Genomic DNA, 18,593 nt, shown 5'->3' on the forward strand with positions numbered 1-18,593 from the left:
GCTCAAGATTTTAAGCGATTACCTTTCAGGTACGCTTTGCGATCGCAATTGGAATTTCTAAATTAATATCTAAACTATTGTCAATCGTGCTGGCTCAATTGTAGCGAAAAATGTAAACTTTCTTGGCTAAAATTTAAGACTTGGGGAGGTTAATATGCCGTTTTTGGGTTTCAACGTTGCTTTTTGGTTAAATTAAGTAGCGGTGGTATTTTAATTTTCTTAAATTTAGTTAAAGTTATAACAACAATGATGACGAGCAGTTTGATAACGGGGTTAGCGATCGCCTTAGCTTCAGTATTATGGGTCGAGTTGGTCAGAGACTTGTATCATACTCTATCTCATCTGTGGCAACCTTTATATCGTCTCCATGTCTGGCATCACAAAGTTTTTCGTCGCGATTTATCTGTAGTTAGTGATACGATTTATCGTCAGGCACATTGGTACAATGATGTACCAGAATCATTGATCATGTTGCTGTTTAGTATTCTACCCTGGGGCGTAGTTTATACTTGGGGTATTGCTCCGCAGTGGTTGGCCTGGACGGGATCTTTATATACTTTAAGCTTCTTGCTCAGCGCGATCGCTCGTGGACTGGGTATTCCACTGGTGGACGAACTGACAGACGTAACTCATCGCCCAGGAGAATTTACTAGCCTACCCTCACGTTGGTTTGTTAATCGTTCCTATCATTGGCGACATCATTTTGATAACCAGGATGCCTATTTTTCGGGAACTTTAACCCTGGTGGATAAGATTATGGGAACAGCACTATCTTTAAAAAATAAACGCATTGCTGTTACAGGAGCATCGGGTACTTTAGGGCAAGCTTTATTGACTCAGCTACACTTGGCGGGGGCAAAAGTTACCGCCCTAACTTCTTCTGATGCTGAGATTATCTTAGATCTTGCAGGGGAAAAAACCCCAATCAAAACGGTGTATTGGCAGATTGGGCAGGAATCGGAATTACTGACCCACTTAGACAAAATTGATATTTTAATTCTCAATCATGGGGTCAACGTTCACCGACAGAGGGATCAAGCTGCGATCGCCAAATCTTATGAGACTAACACTTTCTCGACTTTGCGCTTAATCGAATTATTTTTTCAAACAATTAAAAACGATCGCGACACCATCACCAAAGAGGTTTGGGTTAACACCTCAGAAGCCGAGGTAAATCCCGCTTTTAGCCCTTTGTATGAACTAAGTAAAAGAACTACGGGAGATTTAATTACTTTGCTTCGTTTAGATGCTCCCTGTGTGGTAAGAAAGCTGATTTTAGGGCCTTTTAAGAGTAAGCTTAATCCTGTTGGAGTTATGTCTGCTGATTGGGTAGCCCGACAAATTGTTAATTTAGCTCGCCGAGATATCCGCAACATTATTGTGACGATTAATCCTCTCACCTTTATCTTATTTCCGCTCAAAGAGTTTTTTGTTGCCAACTACTTTAAATTTTTTAGTTCTTCTAAAAAATTGAGTCAAAAGTAAAAACTATAAAAGGAAATTCTAGTATAAAAAGTATTGACATTGATTATCTGATAGAAGGATTGCTCAAAAGCTTAATTGTCAGTGATGAAATAAACTTATGGCTAAAGAATGGGAATCGCCAGATTATCTGGATGCTCTAAAAGAATTAAATCTTGAACTAAAACAAAATCCTCATGATATCGAGATTTACTATCGCCGAAGCGAACTGTTTTATGCCTTAGAAGACTACAGCGCGGGAATCAAAGATTTAGACGCTATCTTACAGCTTACTCATCAAGATGCTTTAGCCTATATGTTTCGCGGTTATGGCTATGGACAACTCCAGAATTATCAAAGTGCGATCGCTGACTATAGTAAAGCAATCGAACTTTGTCCTAACTATAGTAAAGCTTATTTCAATCGTGGCACTGTTTACAATCAGTTAGAACAATATCAAAGTGCGATCGCCGATTTTGATCGCGCTATCAGCCTCAATCGCGAATATCTTGATGCTTACTACAATCGAGGCATTGCCCATAATAAACTAGAACAGCATCAAGAAGCGATTGCTGATTATACTCAGGTGATTCACCTCAAACCTGATGATCAAGAAGCATATTATAATCGCGCCAATACTTACAACAAAGTCAAGCAATATTCTCAAGCAATAGCAGATTACGAGCGGGCAATTTCGCTCAATCCGCAAGATTTAGAAGCATATTATAATCGTGCTAATGTTTATCACAAAACCCAGGTTTATTTAAAAGCGATTGCTGATTACACTCACGTAATTAAATATAATCAGCGTCATGCACCAACTTATTACAATCGAGGCACAACTTATCTAGCTGCTCAATATTATCAAAAGGCGATCGCTGACTTTTCCGAAGCAATCCGCCTCAATCCGAATTACGCTGAAGCTTACTACAATCGCGCCGTGGCGTACAACAAAATTAAAGAATATCAAAAGGCGATCGCCGATCATACCAAGGCAATTGAACTTAAACCAAACTACGCTGAAGCATACGGCAATTTGGGGCTGGTGTATCAAACTGTGGGAGAAAAACGCCAAGCAATTCAGAATTTACAGCAGGCTGCAACACTGTTTAAAGAACAAAACAATCTAGCTTTATATAAATACGTAGAGCATAAATTAACTGAATTAAAATAAGCAAATTGCTAACACAAATTCATACCGTTTATTACTGCGCTTTTCAACAGCACGGTTGGATATGCGCCACCTGCGGGCGCATCCCCGGCGCTCAAATCAGTAGACCACAATAATAAAATTAAAAAAAGCTAAAAGTGAGACAGTTGCGTCCCTGAACCGACGACGCAGATAAACACGGATGATTGATTTGCTTACCAACTAGTTCTAGGTTTTTGCTCGATAATTGAGCGTGAAGCTGGCTAAATTTACCGATTCATCTTTCTAGCTAATGCTCGTGAATTGGTATAAGTAAGGAAAAGCAACCAAAATAGTTGCCTTTGAACCGATGAATTTGGTCTGGAAATAATTAGATAGATAAGCCGAGATTTAATCCCAGCACAGCGTGAACCACCATAATCAGCAGTGCAACACTACCTACATAAGCATGAACTGTTCTGGCGGTTTCTTTATTACCGATAAATCCTGTAGCAGCAAGAATAGCATTGATGGTTAATAAAGCAATTACTATCGTACCTGTCAGAAAATGTGGACTCTCTAAAATAGGCTGCCCCTGCATAACCAAAGATAGAACTCCGCCTGTATACCCAGAAACCAAAAAAATATACATTAGAGGCGCGATTTTACGGTGATCGGCTCGGTTTTTAAGTGCAACTTCAGCATTAGTTGTTGCTAAAGTTCTACCACGCCATCCAGCCAAAGCCACCGCACTACCCATAACAAACACGACGATACCCATCATCAAAGGATGTCCCCAATGTATTATCGGTTCTGGTGTGCCTAGACTATTAAACCAATTTGCGATCGGTTCGATTGACGACCTTAAGTTGCTCATTTTCTGGTTACGTAACTAAACTTAATAACTACATTTACAACTATACATAAATAGCAATACCTAATTATGATTAAGTTCAAGGCGAAGTCCATAGCGCGATCGCAATCACCGCAGAATACTTAGAGCGCTAATAAATAACTAAAGAATGCTCTAGAACCGAAAATCAGAGCGTGGCGATTTGAAGAGTATAATATTTGCTACATCGTCGTCTTTAGTTCCTGAGTAAAGTATCCAAGACGGGTTTACGAGAATGCTGTAATTGAATCGGAACTTTTACCGCTGAGTGTTTTTTCAATACTTCATCTGCATCTAAGATATCCAAACTTTCTAGCAAAGCGTTTCTCACTACAGGTGGCTGAGGTTCAGATAACATCAAACGATAATACTCAATTGATTGACTGTAATGTTCTGAGGATAAGCGATTACTGATTAATAGACGAGTTAACTGTCGGATTGCAACTAGGCGTTTTAGGCGATCGCTATGGCTCAAATCTCCTAGTAAGCGATCTAACTTTGCTTCTATGGAGTTTGCTTTTCTGCCCCATAAAGACCACATTAATAGAGCTAAGGTAGTTAGACTGGTAAAGCCCTGAAGAATCGCCCCTGTTGCTAACCATTGGTTTTCGGCATCTGCCCAAACAGAAGCAGCTAAATAGGTGCAAAAAGCACCAAATGCACCGGTGCCAACAGTTAAAATCAGTTGACGGTTAGAACCAACAAAAAAATCGCGCCATTTTTGACAGTAGCGTGCAAAATGAGAATTTTGCCATAGATAGCCCAAAGACATCAAGCCTATACCAAAGGTGGTAGCTAGAAATAACTTCCAGTTCATCCACCACAAGAGAGCAAAAACTAAAAAACAGAATGCTCTTCCATTGATTTGGCGTACCTTCTTATCTTTAATCGACAGGGTACAGATCTTGAATATTTGTTGCCAAGTAGATCTTGCTTGAGACACTAAAGATTTACCAATCCTATTTTGATACAATATACTATCAATTTTTAGCTCTTGGTAGCTTTTTTGGTAGCTTTTTTGAAAAACAGTTATATTTCTTGGCTGAGGTGGCGAGCAATTTTTTGTCCCCAGACTCCCACTGTAGCTAAATAAATGCCCCAGGAAGTAGTATTTTCCGCAAACTGACAATAATTTTCAATATCCTCGTTTCTAGCCATTCCTGTAGCTGTATAGTTTTCTGCCAGCCCAAGGGCAGATAATTTCATCATGGTGGCAATATCTGAACCTCCAGGTGATATAGGCACATCATTTTCTACCTGTAGCTGCTGTAAGCCCAGTTGCTGTAACAGGAATGGTAGTTTAACGCCCAAAGCATAATCTTTTCCTTGATTGGTAAACATTTGACAGATAGCTTGGTTTACTCTCTTAATTGATTGATGTTCAGATTGAATTCCCGAAATAAACCTAGCAGCAGAAAAATCTGGTTCTTCTAATACTAACCACCCGTTAGGCTTAAGCCAATTGAACATTTTAGCTAAAGTAACCTGATAATCTGCAAGGTGAATTAAAATATTGCGAGCATGAATTAAATCAAAAGAATTAGTCAGTGTAATCTGATTAATATCGGCTTTGATTACCTCGACATTGGATAAAGATATATCTTCGACAAAGCGAGTATCTACATCTATCGCAATAACTTTCCCCGCTGTTCCAATCTCTTGTGACATCCATCTCATAATCGATCCTGCACCTGCGCCAACTTCAAGACATTGCCAACCTGTCGTTAAACCAGTAGCCAAAATTCGACGGCGACTAGCAGGATCTGATACTTTTTCGAGAATTTGTAGCCGTTTTAGCTCCGAATCAAATTGGGTATCAGTAAAAATATATTTGGGTTTCATTTTTGATACATGTTGCCAAATTTGAGCGACTAATTTTAGTAAAATTACTTACTTAGTTCAGGTTATATATTAATAATTTACTTGATTATTAATTAAGTGGTTTTCTATTGCTAAATTGTTTTTAGATACTAGTAGATAAATAATTTGCCTGAACCAGATAATTTAAAACAACATGGCACAATTAGATAAATTATGTGTACCATAGCAAAACAACCAAGCCTTTTATGTATATGTCAAAATTTTGGCTGACATTTGGTACTTTATTATTAGTATTTTTAATTGGATTACTAGATTATTTAATAGTTGTCGATCTGGCTCTATCTATTTGCTATCTAATCCCAATAGCGATCGCTACTAGATATGTCGGAAAAAGAACTGGTATTTTGCTGTCAATTCTTAGTGCTTTATTATGGTATATAGCCGAAGCTACTGCCAAAGCCGATTTATATTATTTACTATTAATTTGGAATACACTGGTTAGGCTAATCGTATTTTTAGTTATAGTTCATTTGCTTTCGGCTCTTAACAAAGCCTATCAAAAAGAGCAAAGAATGGCTCGTATCGATGAGCTAACTCAAATTAGTAATCGACGTTATTTTTTAGATGTTTTACAAACAGAAACTAAGCGAGCAATACGCTATGGACGCTATTTAACTCTAGCTTATTTTGATGTCGATAATTTTAAGTTTGTTAACGATCGCTATGGACATCAACAAGGCGATCAATTATTGTACTTAATCGCCAACACGGTAAAAAAAACCATTCGAGAAACTGATGTGGTTGCCCGTATGGGTGGAGATGAATTTGCTTTATTGTTACCAGAAATAGATTATAAATCAGCACATCTAGCCTTACAGCGTATTCAGAACCAGTTAGTAAATGCTGTAAAAAATCAAAACTTTGAGGTTGGTTTTAGTATTGGTGCAGTTACTTTTGTCTACTTCCCCGATACCACTAGCAAAATGTTAGAACAGGTAGATTCTTTGATGTATCAAGTTAAAAACCATGGTAAAAGTGGATTGAAACATAAATGCTACGCTGAAAGTAAAGAAAGCTAAAAAGTTAGTTCGATGTCAGCTTAATTATTATATTTAACGTTCAATCAATTCTGATTCTAAAATTGAACCATCAGGATTCTCTAAAACAAAACCAGCATCTTGAATCATGGCGATATCCATACGAGCAGCTTGTCCTGCGGTAGTCAGATAATCACCGATAAATATTGAATTAGCAGGATATAAACCCATTACCTGTAGCGATCGCAAGTGAACTTCTCTGCCCCCAGCAATTCTAATTTCTTGTTTGGGCAAAATAAACCTGAACAAATTTAAAATCCGCAAGCAACGACGAGGATTAAGCTGATTAACATCCCCTAAAGGTGTTCCGGCAATGGGAATTAAAAAATTAATTGGTACGCTAGTAACGTCTAACTCCCGTAGAGAATAAGCCAAGTCGATAATATCCTCATCACTTTCATTCATGCCCAAGATACCACCCGAACAAGTTGTAATGCCTGCTTTTTGAACATTTTTAATCGTGGCTACGCGATCGCCAAAGGTATGGGTGCTACAAATATTTTCATGATGGTCGGCTGAGGTATTCAAATTATGATTAACCCGATCGACTCCCACTTCGGCTAAACGTCGAGTTTGCACTTCACTTAATAATCCGAGACAGGCACAGATTTTTAAGTCATGTTTGGTTTTAACTGCCTTAAACGCTTCTAACACATTGTCAAATACCGATTCCGAAGGCGATCGCCCAGAAATTGCCATACAGAATGTACCCGCTTGCAAACTAGCTGCTCGATCTGCTGCTTGAACGATTTTTTCCTTAGCAATTAAAGGATATTTCTCAATCTCAGCCGCAGAAATTTTCGACTGAGAACAATAATTACAATCTTCTGGACACAAGCCACTTTGAGCATTAAGTAAAAAGTGAAGCCTAACCCGATTTGACCAATAATGATGACGCACCTTATAGGCTGCTGCCAACTGTTCTAGCAATAGTAAATCAGGGGCATTTAAAATACTTTTAGCCGTGGTGCGGTCAATTAATTCTCCTGATAGAGAAAATTTTGCTATGGCATTGTAGTCAAGATTAGTCATGCGATCGCTCATCATCAATAGAGAACTTTAATTGTTTTACCACGACTAGGCTAGGTCAAATCGAGAGAAAATTTAAAAAAGTGAACGCTACACCAACTTGCGCACTAAAAAATCAATCAAACCAGACGGCACAACCCAAAACCCATCTGTTCTTGATGCAGTTCTAGACGCAACTGTCTCACTTTTAGCTTTTGCTCAACGTGTCTTAACCTTAGCTTCGAGTGCTATACATATCCATCCAACCATTGTTGAATATCTGCCAAAACCCGATCGGGAATTTCCCAGGGAAAAAGATGTGCAACCTGGGGATAACTCTTATACTCACAATTTTTCAAATGCTGCGCTGTTTTCAAACTGGCGTAGGCGGTAATATGACGATCGCACTCCCCCGATAACATCAAGCAGGGAATATCAATTTGAGCTAAATCCGCTAAACGATTGTAACCCTGTCTAATTGCCGTTGATAAAGCCGTAGTAGCTGCCTTAGAAGTCTGAAAATAAGCGGGGACTGCTTCTTTAGCTAAATAATGATAAGACTCTGGCTTGTGGTTATTAATTAAATAACGGAAAAGCGATCGCTTGCCAAATGTATCAATATTCCATTGCCAAGCAGGTTTGATATAGTTCACCATGCCGCCAATACCCGTAAACAGTAAATCCTGCCAAGTTTCTTGAGGATGACTACTCACGGGATGTGCTGCCGTAGCAATTAAAATCATGCCGCTAAACCTTTCTGGCTGCGCTATAGCCAATTCCATGGCGATAATGCCCCCCAAAGACCAACCTAATACTAAACAGCGATTTATGTGATGTTTATCTAATAAATCAATAATGTCTGGTAAATGATCCTGCATGGTAAAGTTTTGCTTATAGCGACTCTTACCATAGCCACGCAGATCCGGAGTAATGGTTTGATATTGCCGAGATAAATAATTTGTAAATACAGACATACTTGCAGCGCAACCAGGATGACCATGCAAGCAAAGAATGGGATATCCTTGTCCTTTAATTTCTGTATTTAATTCCATATGTACGGTAACTAATTAAATGACATCAAGACTAATTAATGTCGTCAACATAAACCTAAACAATACAAATCGGGATGACAGGAATTGAACCTGCGACCTCTGCTTCCCGAAAGCAGCGCGCTACCAAGCTGCGCCACATCCCGCAGTCGCTGTATATGCTAGCATATTTGGCAATCTAAATAGACTTTTAGTGACTAATATAAAATATTAAGGAAATTTCTCTTGCGAGATTTATTGGATTTAGAGCTACCGTCAAATGGTAAATTGATAGCTGTCTGCAACGATATTTAAACTAATTACCATGACCAAACAGCACCGTATTACTTTACTTCCTGGGGATGGTATTGGCCCCGAAATTATTTCCGTAGCGGTAGAGGTGCTAAAGGCGATCGCATCTAAACACGATCTAGAATTTATCTTCACCGAAGCTTTAATTGGTGGTGCTGCAATTGATGAGACAGGAGAACCTTTACCCGAAGCAACTTTAGCTGCCTGTCGTCATAGCGATGCCGTGTTATTAGCTGCAATTGGCGGCTATAAATGGGATAATTTGCCCCGTCAGCAACGTCCTGAAACAGGACTATTAGCAATGCGTGCAGGACTCGGACTTTTTGCCAACCTTAGACCAGCAACTATCCTGCCTCAATTGATTGATGCCTCTTCCTTGAAGCGTGAAATAGTCGAAGGGGTAGATATTATGGTAGTGCGCGAATTAACTGGCGGAATCTATTTTGGACAGCCCAAAGGTGTCTTTAAAACCGAGACAGGAGAACAAAGGGGGGTCAATACAATGGCTTATAGCGTCAGTGAAATAGACCGCATTGCTAAAGTTGGGTTTGAAACTGCTCAAAAACGCAGTGGCAAGTTATGTTCGGTAGATAAGGCTAATGTACTAGACGTGTCGCAACTATGGCGCGATCGCGTTACTGCCATGGCACAAAATTACCGTGATGTCGAGTTAAGCCATTTATACGTAGACAATGCAGCGATGCAGCTTGTCCGCGCTCCCAAACAGTTTGATACTATCGTTACAGGCAATTTGTTTGGTGATATTCTTTCCGATGCCGCTGCGATGCTGACTGGCAGTATTGGAATGTTGCCCTCTGCTAGTTTAGGCAGTGCTGGTACACCTGGAGTATTTGAGCCTGTACATGGTTCAGCCCCAGATATTGCGGGACAAGATAAAGCAAATCCTTTGGCTCAAGTACTTAGCGCAGCAATGATGTTACGCTACGGTTTAAATGCTCCTGCTGCTGCTACCGAAATTGAAATGGTTGTTAATCAAGTTTTAGATCGGGGATACCGTACAGGAGATATTATGTCTCCAGGAATGAAAGCAGTAGGTTGTCAAGAAATGGGCGCAGTTTTGTTGGAATTGATTGGTTAGATTTACACAAGGCGATCGCTTTTCGAGATAATACTTTTATTAGCGTTACTTAACTAACAATTCAATCCCCTTGAACCTTAATTTTTGCTGTCGTAGGTTGGGAAGCGCGATCGCAAAACCCAACACACACGAATATTACACAAGCTTTAATTACCTTGCAAAGCTGCTTGCGTTTTTTGGCGATCTATTTTTAGAATCAAGACAGCCAACGGCGGTAAACATAAATCTAAAGAATAAGCATGGTTGTGGAATGACCATTCATCAGTCCATTTGCCTCCTAAGTTACCCATGTTACTGCCGCTATACTTGCGAGCATCACTATTAAAAATTTCCGTGTAAAAACCTTTTTCAGGAACACCAATACGGTAGTGGCTATGAGGTTGGGGCGTAAAATTACAGACAGCAATTACAAACTCGTTAGGATCTTTTCCCCGACGGATAAATGCCACGACGCTATGACGATTATCACTACAGTCTATCCATTCAAAACCTGCTTCTTCAAAGTCTTGACTATATAGTGCGGGTTCGCTCTTGTAAATCTTGTTAAGATCGGCAAAGAACTGTTTCAAGGTTTTGTGACTATGGTATTCCAGTAAATCCCAATCAAGATCTGTCCAGACATTCCACTCACTCCACTGGGCAAACTCCATACTCATAAACATGGTTTTTTTGCCAGGATGAGTAAACATATAGCCAAATAGACAGCGAACGTTGGCAAACTTCTGCCACTCATCTCCAGGCATTTTGCCAATAATATTACTCTTTCCATGAACGATCTCATCATGAGATAGAGCCAGCATATAGTTTTCACTATGGTGATACCACATACTAAAAGTAAGATTGTTTTGATGAAATTGGCGAAACCAGGGATCCATGTTGAAGTAATCCAACATATCGTGCATCCAGCCCATGTTCCACTTCATGTTGAAGCCTAAGCCACCAGTATAGGTAGGCCAAGATACCATCGGCCAAGAAGTTGATTCTTCAGCAATAGACAGTACTCCAGGGAAGTAACTAAATAATAGGCTATTGACCTGACGGAGAAAATTAGCTGCTTCAATATTTTCACAACCACCATAATCGTTAGCAACCCATTCTCCATCTTCACGACAGTAGTTGAGATAAAGCATAGAAGCCACAGCATCTACCCGAATACCATCGATATGATATTTATCAAACCAGAAGAGAGCGTTAGCTACCAAAAAGTTGCGGACTTCATTGCGATTGTAATTGAAAACTAAAGTTCCCCATTCTTTATGTTCACCCTTTCGAGGATCGGCGTGTTCATAAAGATGACTCCCATCAAAAAAAGCTAAACCATGACCATCTTTAGGAAAATGTCCAGGAACCCAATCGACGATTACTCCTATACCATTTTCGTGGCACTGATCGACAAAGTACATTAAGTCTTCAGGGTTGCCATAGCGAGAGGTAGGAGCATAATATCCCGTAACCTGATATCCCCATGAACCATCAAAAGGATGTTCGGCAATCGGCAGCACTTCAATGTGGGTGTAGCCTAGTTCTTTGACATAAGGAATCAGCTTATCGGCTAATTCGTAATAGCTCAAAAAACGAGCTTTCTGTTTCCATTCTGTAGCAATGATAGGTTCAGCTGGGCCAGAAAGTAATTGAGTCGGTTCATTAGCAGAACCATGTAGCCAAGAGCCTAAATGAAGTTCATATACAGATATTGGTTTGGCTAAAGGATCGCTATGGCGACGCTGTTCCATCCATTCAGCATCGTTCCATTGATAGCTATCAAGATCGGCAACAATAGAGGCTGTTTTTGGTCTAACCTCTTGTTGAAAACCATAAGGATCGGATTTTTCGTAAATATGTCCTTCCCAATTTTTGACTTCATATTTATATGCTGCACCAAAAGTTAGTCCAGGAACAAATAATTCCCAAATACCGCTGCTGCCTTTACGCATTTGATGACTTCTGCCAGACCAGCTATTAAAGTCTCCTAAAACCGAAACATTACGAGCATTAGGAGCCCAAATAGCAAAATATACTCCAGCAACACCATCTATATTCATAGGATGCGCGCCCAGCTTTTCGTAGATGCGGTGATGATTGCCCTCAGCAAACAAATGAATATCTAGATCGGTTAATTTGGGCGAGCAAAAAGCATAGGGATCGTAAATTACTCTTTCGCTATCACCTTCTTTAATGCGAAGTTGATAATTGGCTAATTGAGAATTTTGAACTACACAAACAAAAAAATGAGGGTTGTGTATCGGCTGCATCGGATACTCAATTCTTTCTTCGGGACAGACTACCCATGCAGCCGAGGCATCAGGAAGATAGGCACGAATTACCCAACTTTGAACTTTTCCATTCTGTTCATAAGGATGGCGACCTAAAACTTCAAACGGATTATGGTGAAGATTGTGGACGATCTGATTGACTTGTTCGGGAGCAATGGTTAAAGACATCAAAGTATCAATATTCAGGTAGGTAATTAAGCAGTGAATTTATTAAAAGGAATGCTGAGTAAGTATTAGCTAAAGCTAGTTAAAACAACAAAATCATTTTATTGATTTTTGTTAAAGTGTTTGTATGAATACTTTAACTATTTTTAAGCACAATATAAAGAAATTATTGTTTTTTAGGCAAAGTGGATTAATAAAAAGGAATTATAGTTTTGATTAATTTTCTAATCTGTAACAAAAAGATGAGTTGCCGAATTTCTGGGTCGATTTGCGGGCTAAAGCGGCTTTGAGCTAATTGTGCCTGAAGCTCTTCATATTCGTTAGCCGACAAAGGTTTTCCATCTATAGGCGATCGCCCTTCGAGGATAATTTCGGTACGCAGCACTTCTTCTGGTACTTCTTCTATTGGAGGTAAAGCAAGACACAAACCTGGTTGTAACCAGTTGACTAATATAGCTACAATAGTGATTTTTCTGGCACTTAACTTAGAAATAATCAATTTTTAGTTTTATAGTAGCCTAGCTTATCTGACGTGATCTTAATCTTAAATTATTTTAGATGCATCAATTATTTTAGATGAATCGATAAACAGAGATGGATTTACCAGCGTTCTCGATAAATACTTAATATACTCATGTCATCTTTAGAACAACGTTTAGCTGTTTTTCGTCAACTTCCCCTGAGAGCCCAGCTTGCCACTATTACCTCTTCTAAGGCAAACCAGGTGCTTAGTCAAAAACAAGATTATATTGCTAGTCTTGAACAAATTCACGCAGAATCCTTAGCTGCGGCAACAGAAACAGAAAGGCTGGTTTATCGGCAGGCTAAAGAGCTGTTGGATAGCTAAGCTGTAGTTACTTCGAGCGACTAAATTTGTAAGATATTTGAAGTAAAAAAATTATGCGGGCAGCAGGCTTGCTACTCGCTACTTGTTGATTAGATATAGAACCTAAAGAATAATTTCTAGCTCCAACTGCTAACATCAATCGCTAAGCTTTGCCCTAATTCTAGTAAAGGTTTCATTTGGGTAATATCCCAACGACAGCTATTGCGATCTCGACTATGGGGATTGATTAAGCAATTAGGCAAGATGTATTGATGCAGACAGTTAAAATATACCTCCTGTGCTTTGTCTAGTGCCAAGCCGAGGCGTAGCTGATTCCCTACAGCGATCGCGCATTGGATTCGAGCAGCATCGGCTGATAAAGTCAGGGGATTACCGTCATAAAGCAACCGCCACAATAAACGCACAATTGTCTGTTCTAAAATTACTTTGACTTCAGGTATGTTCAGCCAACATTCGAGATAGTTCGCCTCAGTCGCAGTAGCAGTTAATTCTGCCAGACAGCTATCGATAATTGCAGGTTCTTCAATCGCTTTTTCTAAATTACTGGCAGTTTCTAAACAGCGAAAAGATAGAGCTACCTCCGCAGCCACCTTCAATTCTTGAGGGACGGGCATTTCTTCTCTTTGAAAAGCTGCTAGCATACTGTAGTTCTCGCGATACACCTGAGTATAAAGCTGATCCAAATGTTTTTTGGTTTGAGCCGTCAACACTCGCACGATCCTTTGTCTTTCTTCAGCAAACAGATGCTGTAGATTAAATGAATGTTCTCCCATTGAACGATTCATGGTCAAGATAACTTGGGCTGCGCTAGCTTGTTTAATATCGGTAAATAACTGTTGCTTCAATTGCGCATAAGCCAAACGACCATCAAAACTTGTAATGCAGCAGTGAAAATCCCATCCACCTAAGTGCAGTACTGCAAAAACAAAATGCTTAGTTTCCCAGGTAATTTCCGAGGTCAATTTAATTTGTCCTACAGCAAGAGTCAGAGTTCCCATCTGCTGTTTTTGATAATCTAGTTGCTCTACTTCGTAGCAATAGATCCGTTCTTGATGAGAATAATTATCGAACAGAGAGCTAATCGCATAGTGAGCAGCTATCTGTTGTAAACTAACTTGGGAAGGGGTAACCAACTCCTGAAAAATCTTTTTACCGTCACCAAAGGTAGCGACATTACTGGGCGCTTGGGCCAAATAAGCGATAAACTTTTGCTTAAGATGAACCCCTGCTACCGCCCCTGCCAATTCCATCGCACGAGCAGCATAACGCAGAATTTGCACTCCTTCTGGACGAGAAATCTCTTCAAAAAACCAACCGCAACTGGTATACATCAATAGGGCATGACGCTGCATTTCTAAAAGACGCAGGGCATCGATCTTTTCGTTAGCAGATAATTCTTTTGCCTGATGCCTTTGTAAAAAGCTACTGACGTTATTTGCCGAGCGATCGCTCAAAACTTGAATATATTCATTACGAGCTAACCAGGGATCGCTGAAGAATTTATTGCCTATCTCTTCGTAAATCGTAATCAGGCGCTCGCGCAGCCAATTCAGTGATTCTCGCAGCGGTCTACGCCATTTTTGATGCCAACCTCCACCACCAGCGCAACCACAGTCATCTTGCCAGCGAGCGACTCCATGGGCGCAACTCCAGGCGGTAACGGGTTTTAACTCCACTTCCCAGGTCGGAGGACAGATACTGAGATAGTGAGCGTAGTTAGTTACTGTCCAACCATGGTTGGCAAACTGTTCACTCAAGGCATAGGCTACACACTTTTCTGTGCCGCCTTTGTGATGTCCGAAAGTTTCACCATCAGTAGCAACGTTAATTAACTGAGAGCAACGGGAATCGCCTTTAACTGCTTGCCTTAATCGATTAGCAAAATTATCAGAGGTATCTAAAACATCATTAAACCCTATGTCGCGAGAGATTGGGCCGTCATAAAAGAAAATATCAATATAGCGTTTGCCATCTACAAAACAGCGATAGGGACGAGAGGGATCGATTTGCTGTCCGCCCACCTGATGCCATTCCGTTTTTGGTTTGCTAGTCGTCGGCATTTGGCGACATCTTTCGGCTTGGGAAGGCGCGAGAATAATAAACTTGATGTCTTCTGCGATCAAAGCCTCTAAAGTAGGATAATCTACGGCTGTTTCCGCCAGCCACATCCCTTCGGGATCGCGTCCAAAACGATGATGAAAATCTTCTTTTCCCCAGCGAATTTGCGTAATTTTATCCTGCTGGTTAGCTAGAGGCAGAATAATATGATTATATACTTGGGCGATCGCGTTACCATGCCCGTTCAATCTCTGACTACTTATGCGATCGGCCTCTAGTATTCTTTGGTAAACGGCGGGATCGTATTGTTCTAGCCATGACATTAAGGTTGCGCCGATATTAAAACTTAAATACTCAAAGTTGTTAACGATCCCCACTAATTCCTGGTTGTCATTTAAAATACGAGCAAAAGCGTTGGGACGATAGCACTCGTGATGAATGCGTTCATTCCAGTCATGATATGGATGCGCACTGGGTTGCCTTTCAATAGTGTTGAGATAGGGATTCTCTCTCGGTGGTTGATAAAAGTGACCATGGACAGTAATGTATATGCCTTGCGCGGTTTTGAGGGGATCGTGCTTTACTTTTGTCTTAATTATCGTGTTTACAGATGAAGGAACTGGTGCAGTAGAAACCATATAAAAGAATACTCTCTAGAATAAATTAGCTTAGATGATAACGATTAACTAGACTGCCGATAGATTAAAGGGCAATATGGACGACCTATTTGTAGTCAAAATCTTGCTGAAATGTAGCGACTTCATGTACCTTATTTAAACTCAGTTTATTCTCAATCGACTGATTTGTAAGATAAATCAACAAACTTTAAGAAAATAAAATATGGCAGGTCAAAGATGGGGAACTGAAGCTCGATAAAGCTCGAAAAAGGCGAAAAAATTGCTGGCGGGGTTAAACCAGCAGTGCAGCTATAGATGGGAAGCAGAATCAAAGCTAAGTAAGAGCGAATAAAGTTAAAATTACTTAATAACCGAGATTAATTTTTTCGTAATCTAACTCATGGCTAAATTTTTATAGTGGATACATCTGGAAGTAGTTCTATTAATTTCGACTCTATAGATTCAGCATTAGCTGAAATTAAAGCAGGTCGCTCCATAGTTGTTGTAGATGATGAAAACCGAGAAAATGAGGGGGATTTGATCTGTGCGGCTCAGTTTGCGACCCCCAGCATAATTAACTTTATGGCTGTGGAAGCTAGAGGGTTGATTTGTTTGGCAATGACGGGCGATCGCCTTGATGCACTAGACTTACCTTTAATGGTGAGCAAGAACACCGATAGCAACCAAACTGCCTTTACCGTTAGTATTGATGCTTCTCCCAAGCTAGGAGTCAGCACGGGAATTTCTGCCGACGATCGCGCCAGGACTATTCAAGTCGCGATTAATCCTGCCAGCATTCCCGAAGATCTGGTTCGTCCTGGGCATATCTTTCCGCTGCGAGCCAGGACTGGTGGAGTTTTGAAACGCGCAGGACATACCGAAGCTGGAGTAGATTTACCTCGTTTAGCAGGATTATATCCCGCAGGGGTTATTTGTGAGATTCAAAATCCCGATGGTTCGATGGCGCGACTACCTCAACTAGTTAAGTATGCCCGTGAACACGACTTAAAATTAATTAGTATTGCCGATTTAATTAGCTATCGTTTAAAGCACGATCGCTTTGTCTCTCGCGAAACCGTTTGTAAATTTCCCAGTCAGTTTGGTGAGTTTCAAATTTATGCCTATCGCAATAGCCTAGACAACACGGAACATTTGGCAATTGTCAAAGGCGATCCCAGCGAACTAGCTGCCAAACCCGCTTTGGTGAGGGTGCACTCTGAATGTCTAACGGGAGATGCTTTGGGTTCGATGCGCTGTGACTGTCGGATGCAGCTACAGGCAGCGTTAAAAATGATCGAAGCTCATGGCTTGGGAGTCGTCGTATATCTTCGTCAAGAAGGAAGAGGTATTGGTCTGGTTAATAAGCTCAAGGCCTATACTTTACAGGATATGGGCTTAGACACGGTAGAAGCCAATGAAAGGTTGGGTTTTGCAGCTGACTTGCGTGATTACGGCATGGGAGCGCAGATTCTTAACGATCTGTGTGTTAAACAGATTCGCTTAATTACTAATAATCCGCGAAAAATAGCTGGTTTAAAAGGCTACGGCTTAGAAATAGTCGATCGCCTACCGTTACTGATTGAAGCTACTGACTATAATTCGGAGTATTTAGCTACCAAAGCGAAAAAGCTGGGTCATTTGCTCCTACAAACCTACTTAATCACCGTAGCTATTTCTTGGCAAGAAAGAACAATATCTCCTGAAGTTCAGTATGAAAAGCTAGATAAGATTCGCTACCTGGCTCAAGAGCATAACTTTTTGGTTCAGGAAGAAGCCAGACCAATCGCGATCGCTCTTTTTAGCAATTCTAGTTTGATTTTTCACCTTGGTTTTGACCAGCCTAATTTAGCTGATGCCAATTGGTTTAAAGACTGCAATCATCCTTATTTAGCTGGAGTAGTCAAAATTTTAGATGATTTAGCTAATTGGCAAGAAATTAGCCGTTTGGAATTTTTAATCGCTCCTGGAGACGATCCGATGTCTGGTTTACAAGTTAAGCTAGATCGTCAAAATCACAATTTAGTCGAAAAGCCTTCCTCGTTGTGTAATGCGATAGAAAGTCAGACAATTTATAGCTTTGCTAAAGTTTACGATTGATTTCTACACTAGTTTTGATTATGATCCTGAGCAGTTGCTCACGCTATAGGTACTTAAATAATCATGATTATTAATACTTTGCCGCCAAAGAAGCTCCATCATAATCTGAAACGTCAAACTTTTGTCTCAGGCGAATTTATTCTCCTGAAACCTAATTCTTACTGGTTGTTGCAACAAGGGATTGTTAAGTCTTGTACCTATACCGAAGAAGGAACACCAGTCACTTTAGGATATTGGGGAGTAGATGACCTGATCGGACAACCTTTATCCCTCGTCTATCCTTACAAAATTGAATGTTTAACTCCTGTTGAAGCATTATGTATTCCGATCAATCAAACCCATCGAATTACCAATTTAATTCAGCGTCATATTCAACAAACAGAAGAAATACTTTACATTCTTCGTTCTGATAAAGTAGGTCAGCGTCTGCGAGGAATTTTAGTTTGGCTGGGTCATAAATTTGGTCAGGAAATTGAAATTGGTCACCTAATCGATCTTCGTTTAACTCATCAAGATTTAGCCGAAATCATTGGCGCAACCAGAGTTACTGTAACCAAGATTGTTAATCAATTAGAACAAGAAGGCTTTCTCAGTCGTCCCCATCGCAATACATTCGTAATTTCTAAGCTACAAGAAATATGATGTTGGGCTTTCTAAAAGTTTTCTAAAAACTATTGTAAATTTATCGA

General features: G+C 40.1%; 15 protein-coding genes and 1 tRNA gene. 7 read left to right on the top strand and 9 right to left on the bottom strand.

Features of this window, described 5'->3' with window-relative positions:
- Window positions 1-246: 246 nt before the first annotated feature.
- Together V6C71_09635 and V6C71_09640 are read left to right on the top strand one after the other, a co-directional pair.
- A complete protein-coding gene (locus V6C71_09635) occupies window positions 247-1,485 on the top strand; it encodes a bifunctional sterol desaturase/short chain dehydrogenase (GenBank protein HEY9768744.1) in 1,239 nt (412 codons plus the stop codon).
- A gap of 97 nt (window positions 1,486-1,582) precedes the next feature.
- Window positions 1,583-2,635, top strand: a complete 1,053-nt coding sequence (locus tag V6C71_09640) for a tetratricopeptide repeat protein (GenBank protein HEY9768745.1) — start codon at window positions 1,583-1,585, stop codon at window positions 2,633-2,635.
- 346 nt (window positions 2,636-2,981) lie between these two features.
- Here V6C71_09640 and V6C71_09645 read toward each other — a convergent pair whose 3' ends face one another.
- The 3 genes from V6C71_09645 to V6C71_09655 form a co-directional block, all read right to left on the bottom strand.
- Window positions 2,982-3,467, bottom strand: coding sequence for a DUF4079 domain-containing protein (locus V6C71_09645; GenBank protein ID HEY9768746.1), 486 nt, complete (start codon window positions 3,465-3,467; stop codon window positions 2,982-2,984).
- Between the two features lie 211 nt (window positions 3,468-3,678).
- Complete coding sequence (locus V6C71_09650; protein HEY9768747.1) at window positions 3,679-4,425, bottom strand: hypothetical protein; 747 nt, start codon at window positions 4,423-4,425, stop codon at window positions 3,679-3,681.
- A gap of 86 nt (window positions 4,426-4,511) precedes the next feature.
- A complete protein-coding gene (locus V6C71_09655) occupies window positions 4,512-5,324 on the bottom strand; it encodes a class I SAM-dependent methyltransferase (protein ID HEY9768748.1) in 813 nt (270 codons plus the stop codon).
- A 224-nt stretch (window positions 5,325-5,548) separates the two neighbouring features.
- Between V6C71_09655 and V6C71_09660 the strand changes: the two genes are divergently transcribed.
- The gene (locus tag V6C71_09660; GenBank protein ID HEY9768749.1) at window positions 5,549-6,382 is read left to right on the top strand and encodes a GGDEF domain-containing protein; all 834 of its coding nucleotides are present in this window, start codon (window positions 5,549-5,551) and stop codon (window positions 6,380-6,382) included.
- Window positions 6,383-6,415: 33 nt separating this feature from the next.
- Here the strand turns inward: V6C71_09660 and bioB are convergent, their stop codons facing one another.
- The 3 genes from bioB to V6C71_09675 all read right to left on the bottom strand — a co-directional run bounded on the left by bioB (window position 6,416) and on the right by V6C71_09675 (window position 8,603).
- On the bottom strand, window positions 6,416-7,432 hold the full coding sequence (bioB, locus tag V6C71_09665) for a biotin synthase BioB (protein HEY9768750.1): 1,017 nt from the start codon (window positions 7,430-7,432) through the stop codon (window positions 6,416-6,418).
- 224 nt (window positions 7,433-7,656) lie between these two features.
- The gene (locus V6C71_09670; protein ID HEY9768751.1) at window positions 7,657-8,460 is read right to left on the bottom strand and encodes an alpha/beta hydrolase; all 804 of its coding nucleotides are present in this window, start codon (window positions 8,458-8,460) and stop codon (window positions 7,657-7,659) included.
- Between the two features lie 69 nt (window positions 8,461-8,529).
- Window positions 8,530-8,603, bottom strand: a tRNA-Pro gene (locus tag V6C71_09675).
- Between the two features lie 158 nt (window positions 8,604-8,761).
- Between V6C71_09675 and leuB the strand changes: the two genes are divergently transcribed.
- Window positions 8,762-9,847 (top strand): 3-isopropylmalate dehydrogenase, encoded by a 1,086-nt coding sequence (leuB, locus tag V6C71_09680; protein HEY9768752.1) that lies wholly within the window; start codon window positions 8,762-8,764, stop codon window positions 9,845-9,847.
- A gap of 146 nt (window positions 9,848-9,993) precedes the next feature.
- Here leuB and glgB read toward each other — a convergent pair whose 3' ends face one another.
- Together glgB and V6C71_09690 are read right to left on the bottom strand one after the other, a co-directional pair.
- Entirely contained in the window at window positions 9,994-12,288 is a 2,295-nt protein-coding gene (gene glgB, locus V6C71_09685; protein ID HEY9768753.1) for a 1,4-alpha-glucan branching enzyme, read from the bottom strand.
- A gap of 187 nt (window positions 12,289-12,475) precedes the next feature.
- The gene (locus V6C71_09690) at window positions 12,476-12,784 is read right to left on the bottom strand and encodes a hypothetical protein (protein ID HEY9768754.1); all 309 of its coding nucleotides are present in this window, start codon (window positions 12,782-12,784) and stop codon (window positions 12,476-12,478) included.
- Window positions 12,785-12,919: 135 nt separating this feature from the next.
- On the opposite strand from V6C71_09690, the gene V6C71_09695 reads away from it, so the two are divergent.
- Window positions 12,920-13,132 (top strand): hypothetical protein, encoded by a 213-nt coding sequence (locus V6C71_09695; GenBank protein HEY9768755.1) that lies wholly within the window; start codon window positions 12,920-12,922, stop codon window positions 13,130-13,132.
- A 116-nt stretch (window positions 13,133-13,248) separates the two neighbouring features.
- On the opposite strand, the gene V6C71_09700 is transcribed toward V6C71_09695, so the two are convergent.
- Complete coding sequence (locus tag V6C71_09700; protein HEY9768756.1) at window positions 13,249-15,828, bottom strand: DUF3536 domain-containing protein; 2,580 nt, start codon at window positions 15,826-15,828, stop codon at window positions 13,249-13,251.
- Window positions 15,829-16,224: 396 nt separating this feature from the next.
- Between V6C71_09700 and ribBA the strand changes: the two genes are divergently transcribed.
- Together ribBA and V6C71_09710 are read left to right on the top strand one after the other, a co-directional pair.
- Window positions 16,225-17,904, top strand: coding sequence for a bifunctional 3,4-dihydroxy-2-butanone-4-phosphate synthase/GTP cyclohydrolase II (ribBA, locus tag V6C71_09705; GenBank protein ID HEY9768757.1), 1,680 nt, complete (start codon window positions 16,225-16,227; stop codon window positions 17,902-17,904).
- 63 nt (window positions 17,905-17,967) lie between these two features.
- A complete protein-coding gene (locus V6C71_09710) occupies window positions 17,968-18,546 on the top strand; it encodes a Crp/Fnr family transcriptional regulator (protein HEY9768758.1) in 579 nt (192 codons plus the stop codon).
- The last annotated feature ends 47 nt before the right edge of the window (window positions 18,547-18,593 follow it).

This window comes from Coleofasciculaceae cyanobacterium (genome assembly GCA_036703275.1).
In the GTDB taxonomy this organism is placed as follows: domain Bacteria; phylum Cyanobacteriota; class Cyanobacteriia; order Cyanobacteriales; family Xenococcaceae; genus Waterburya.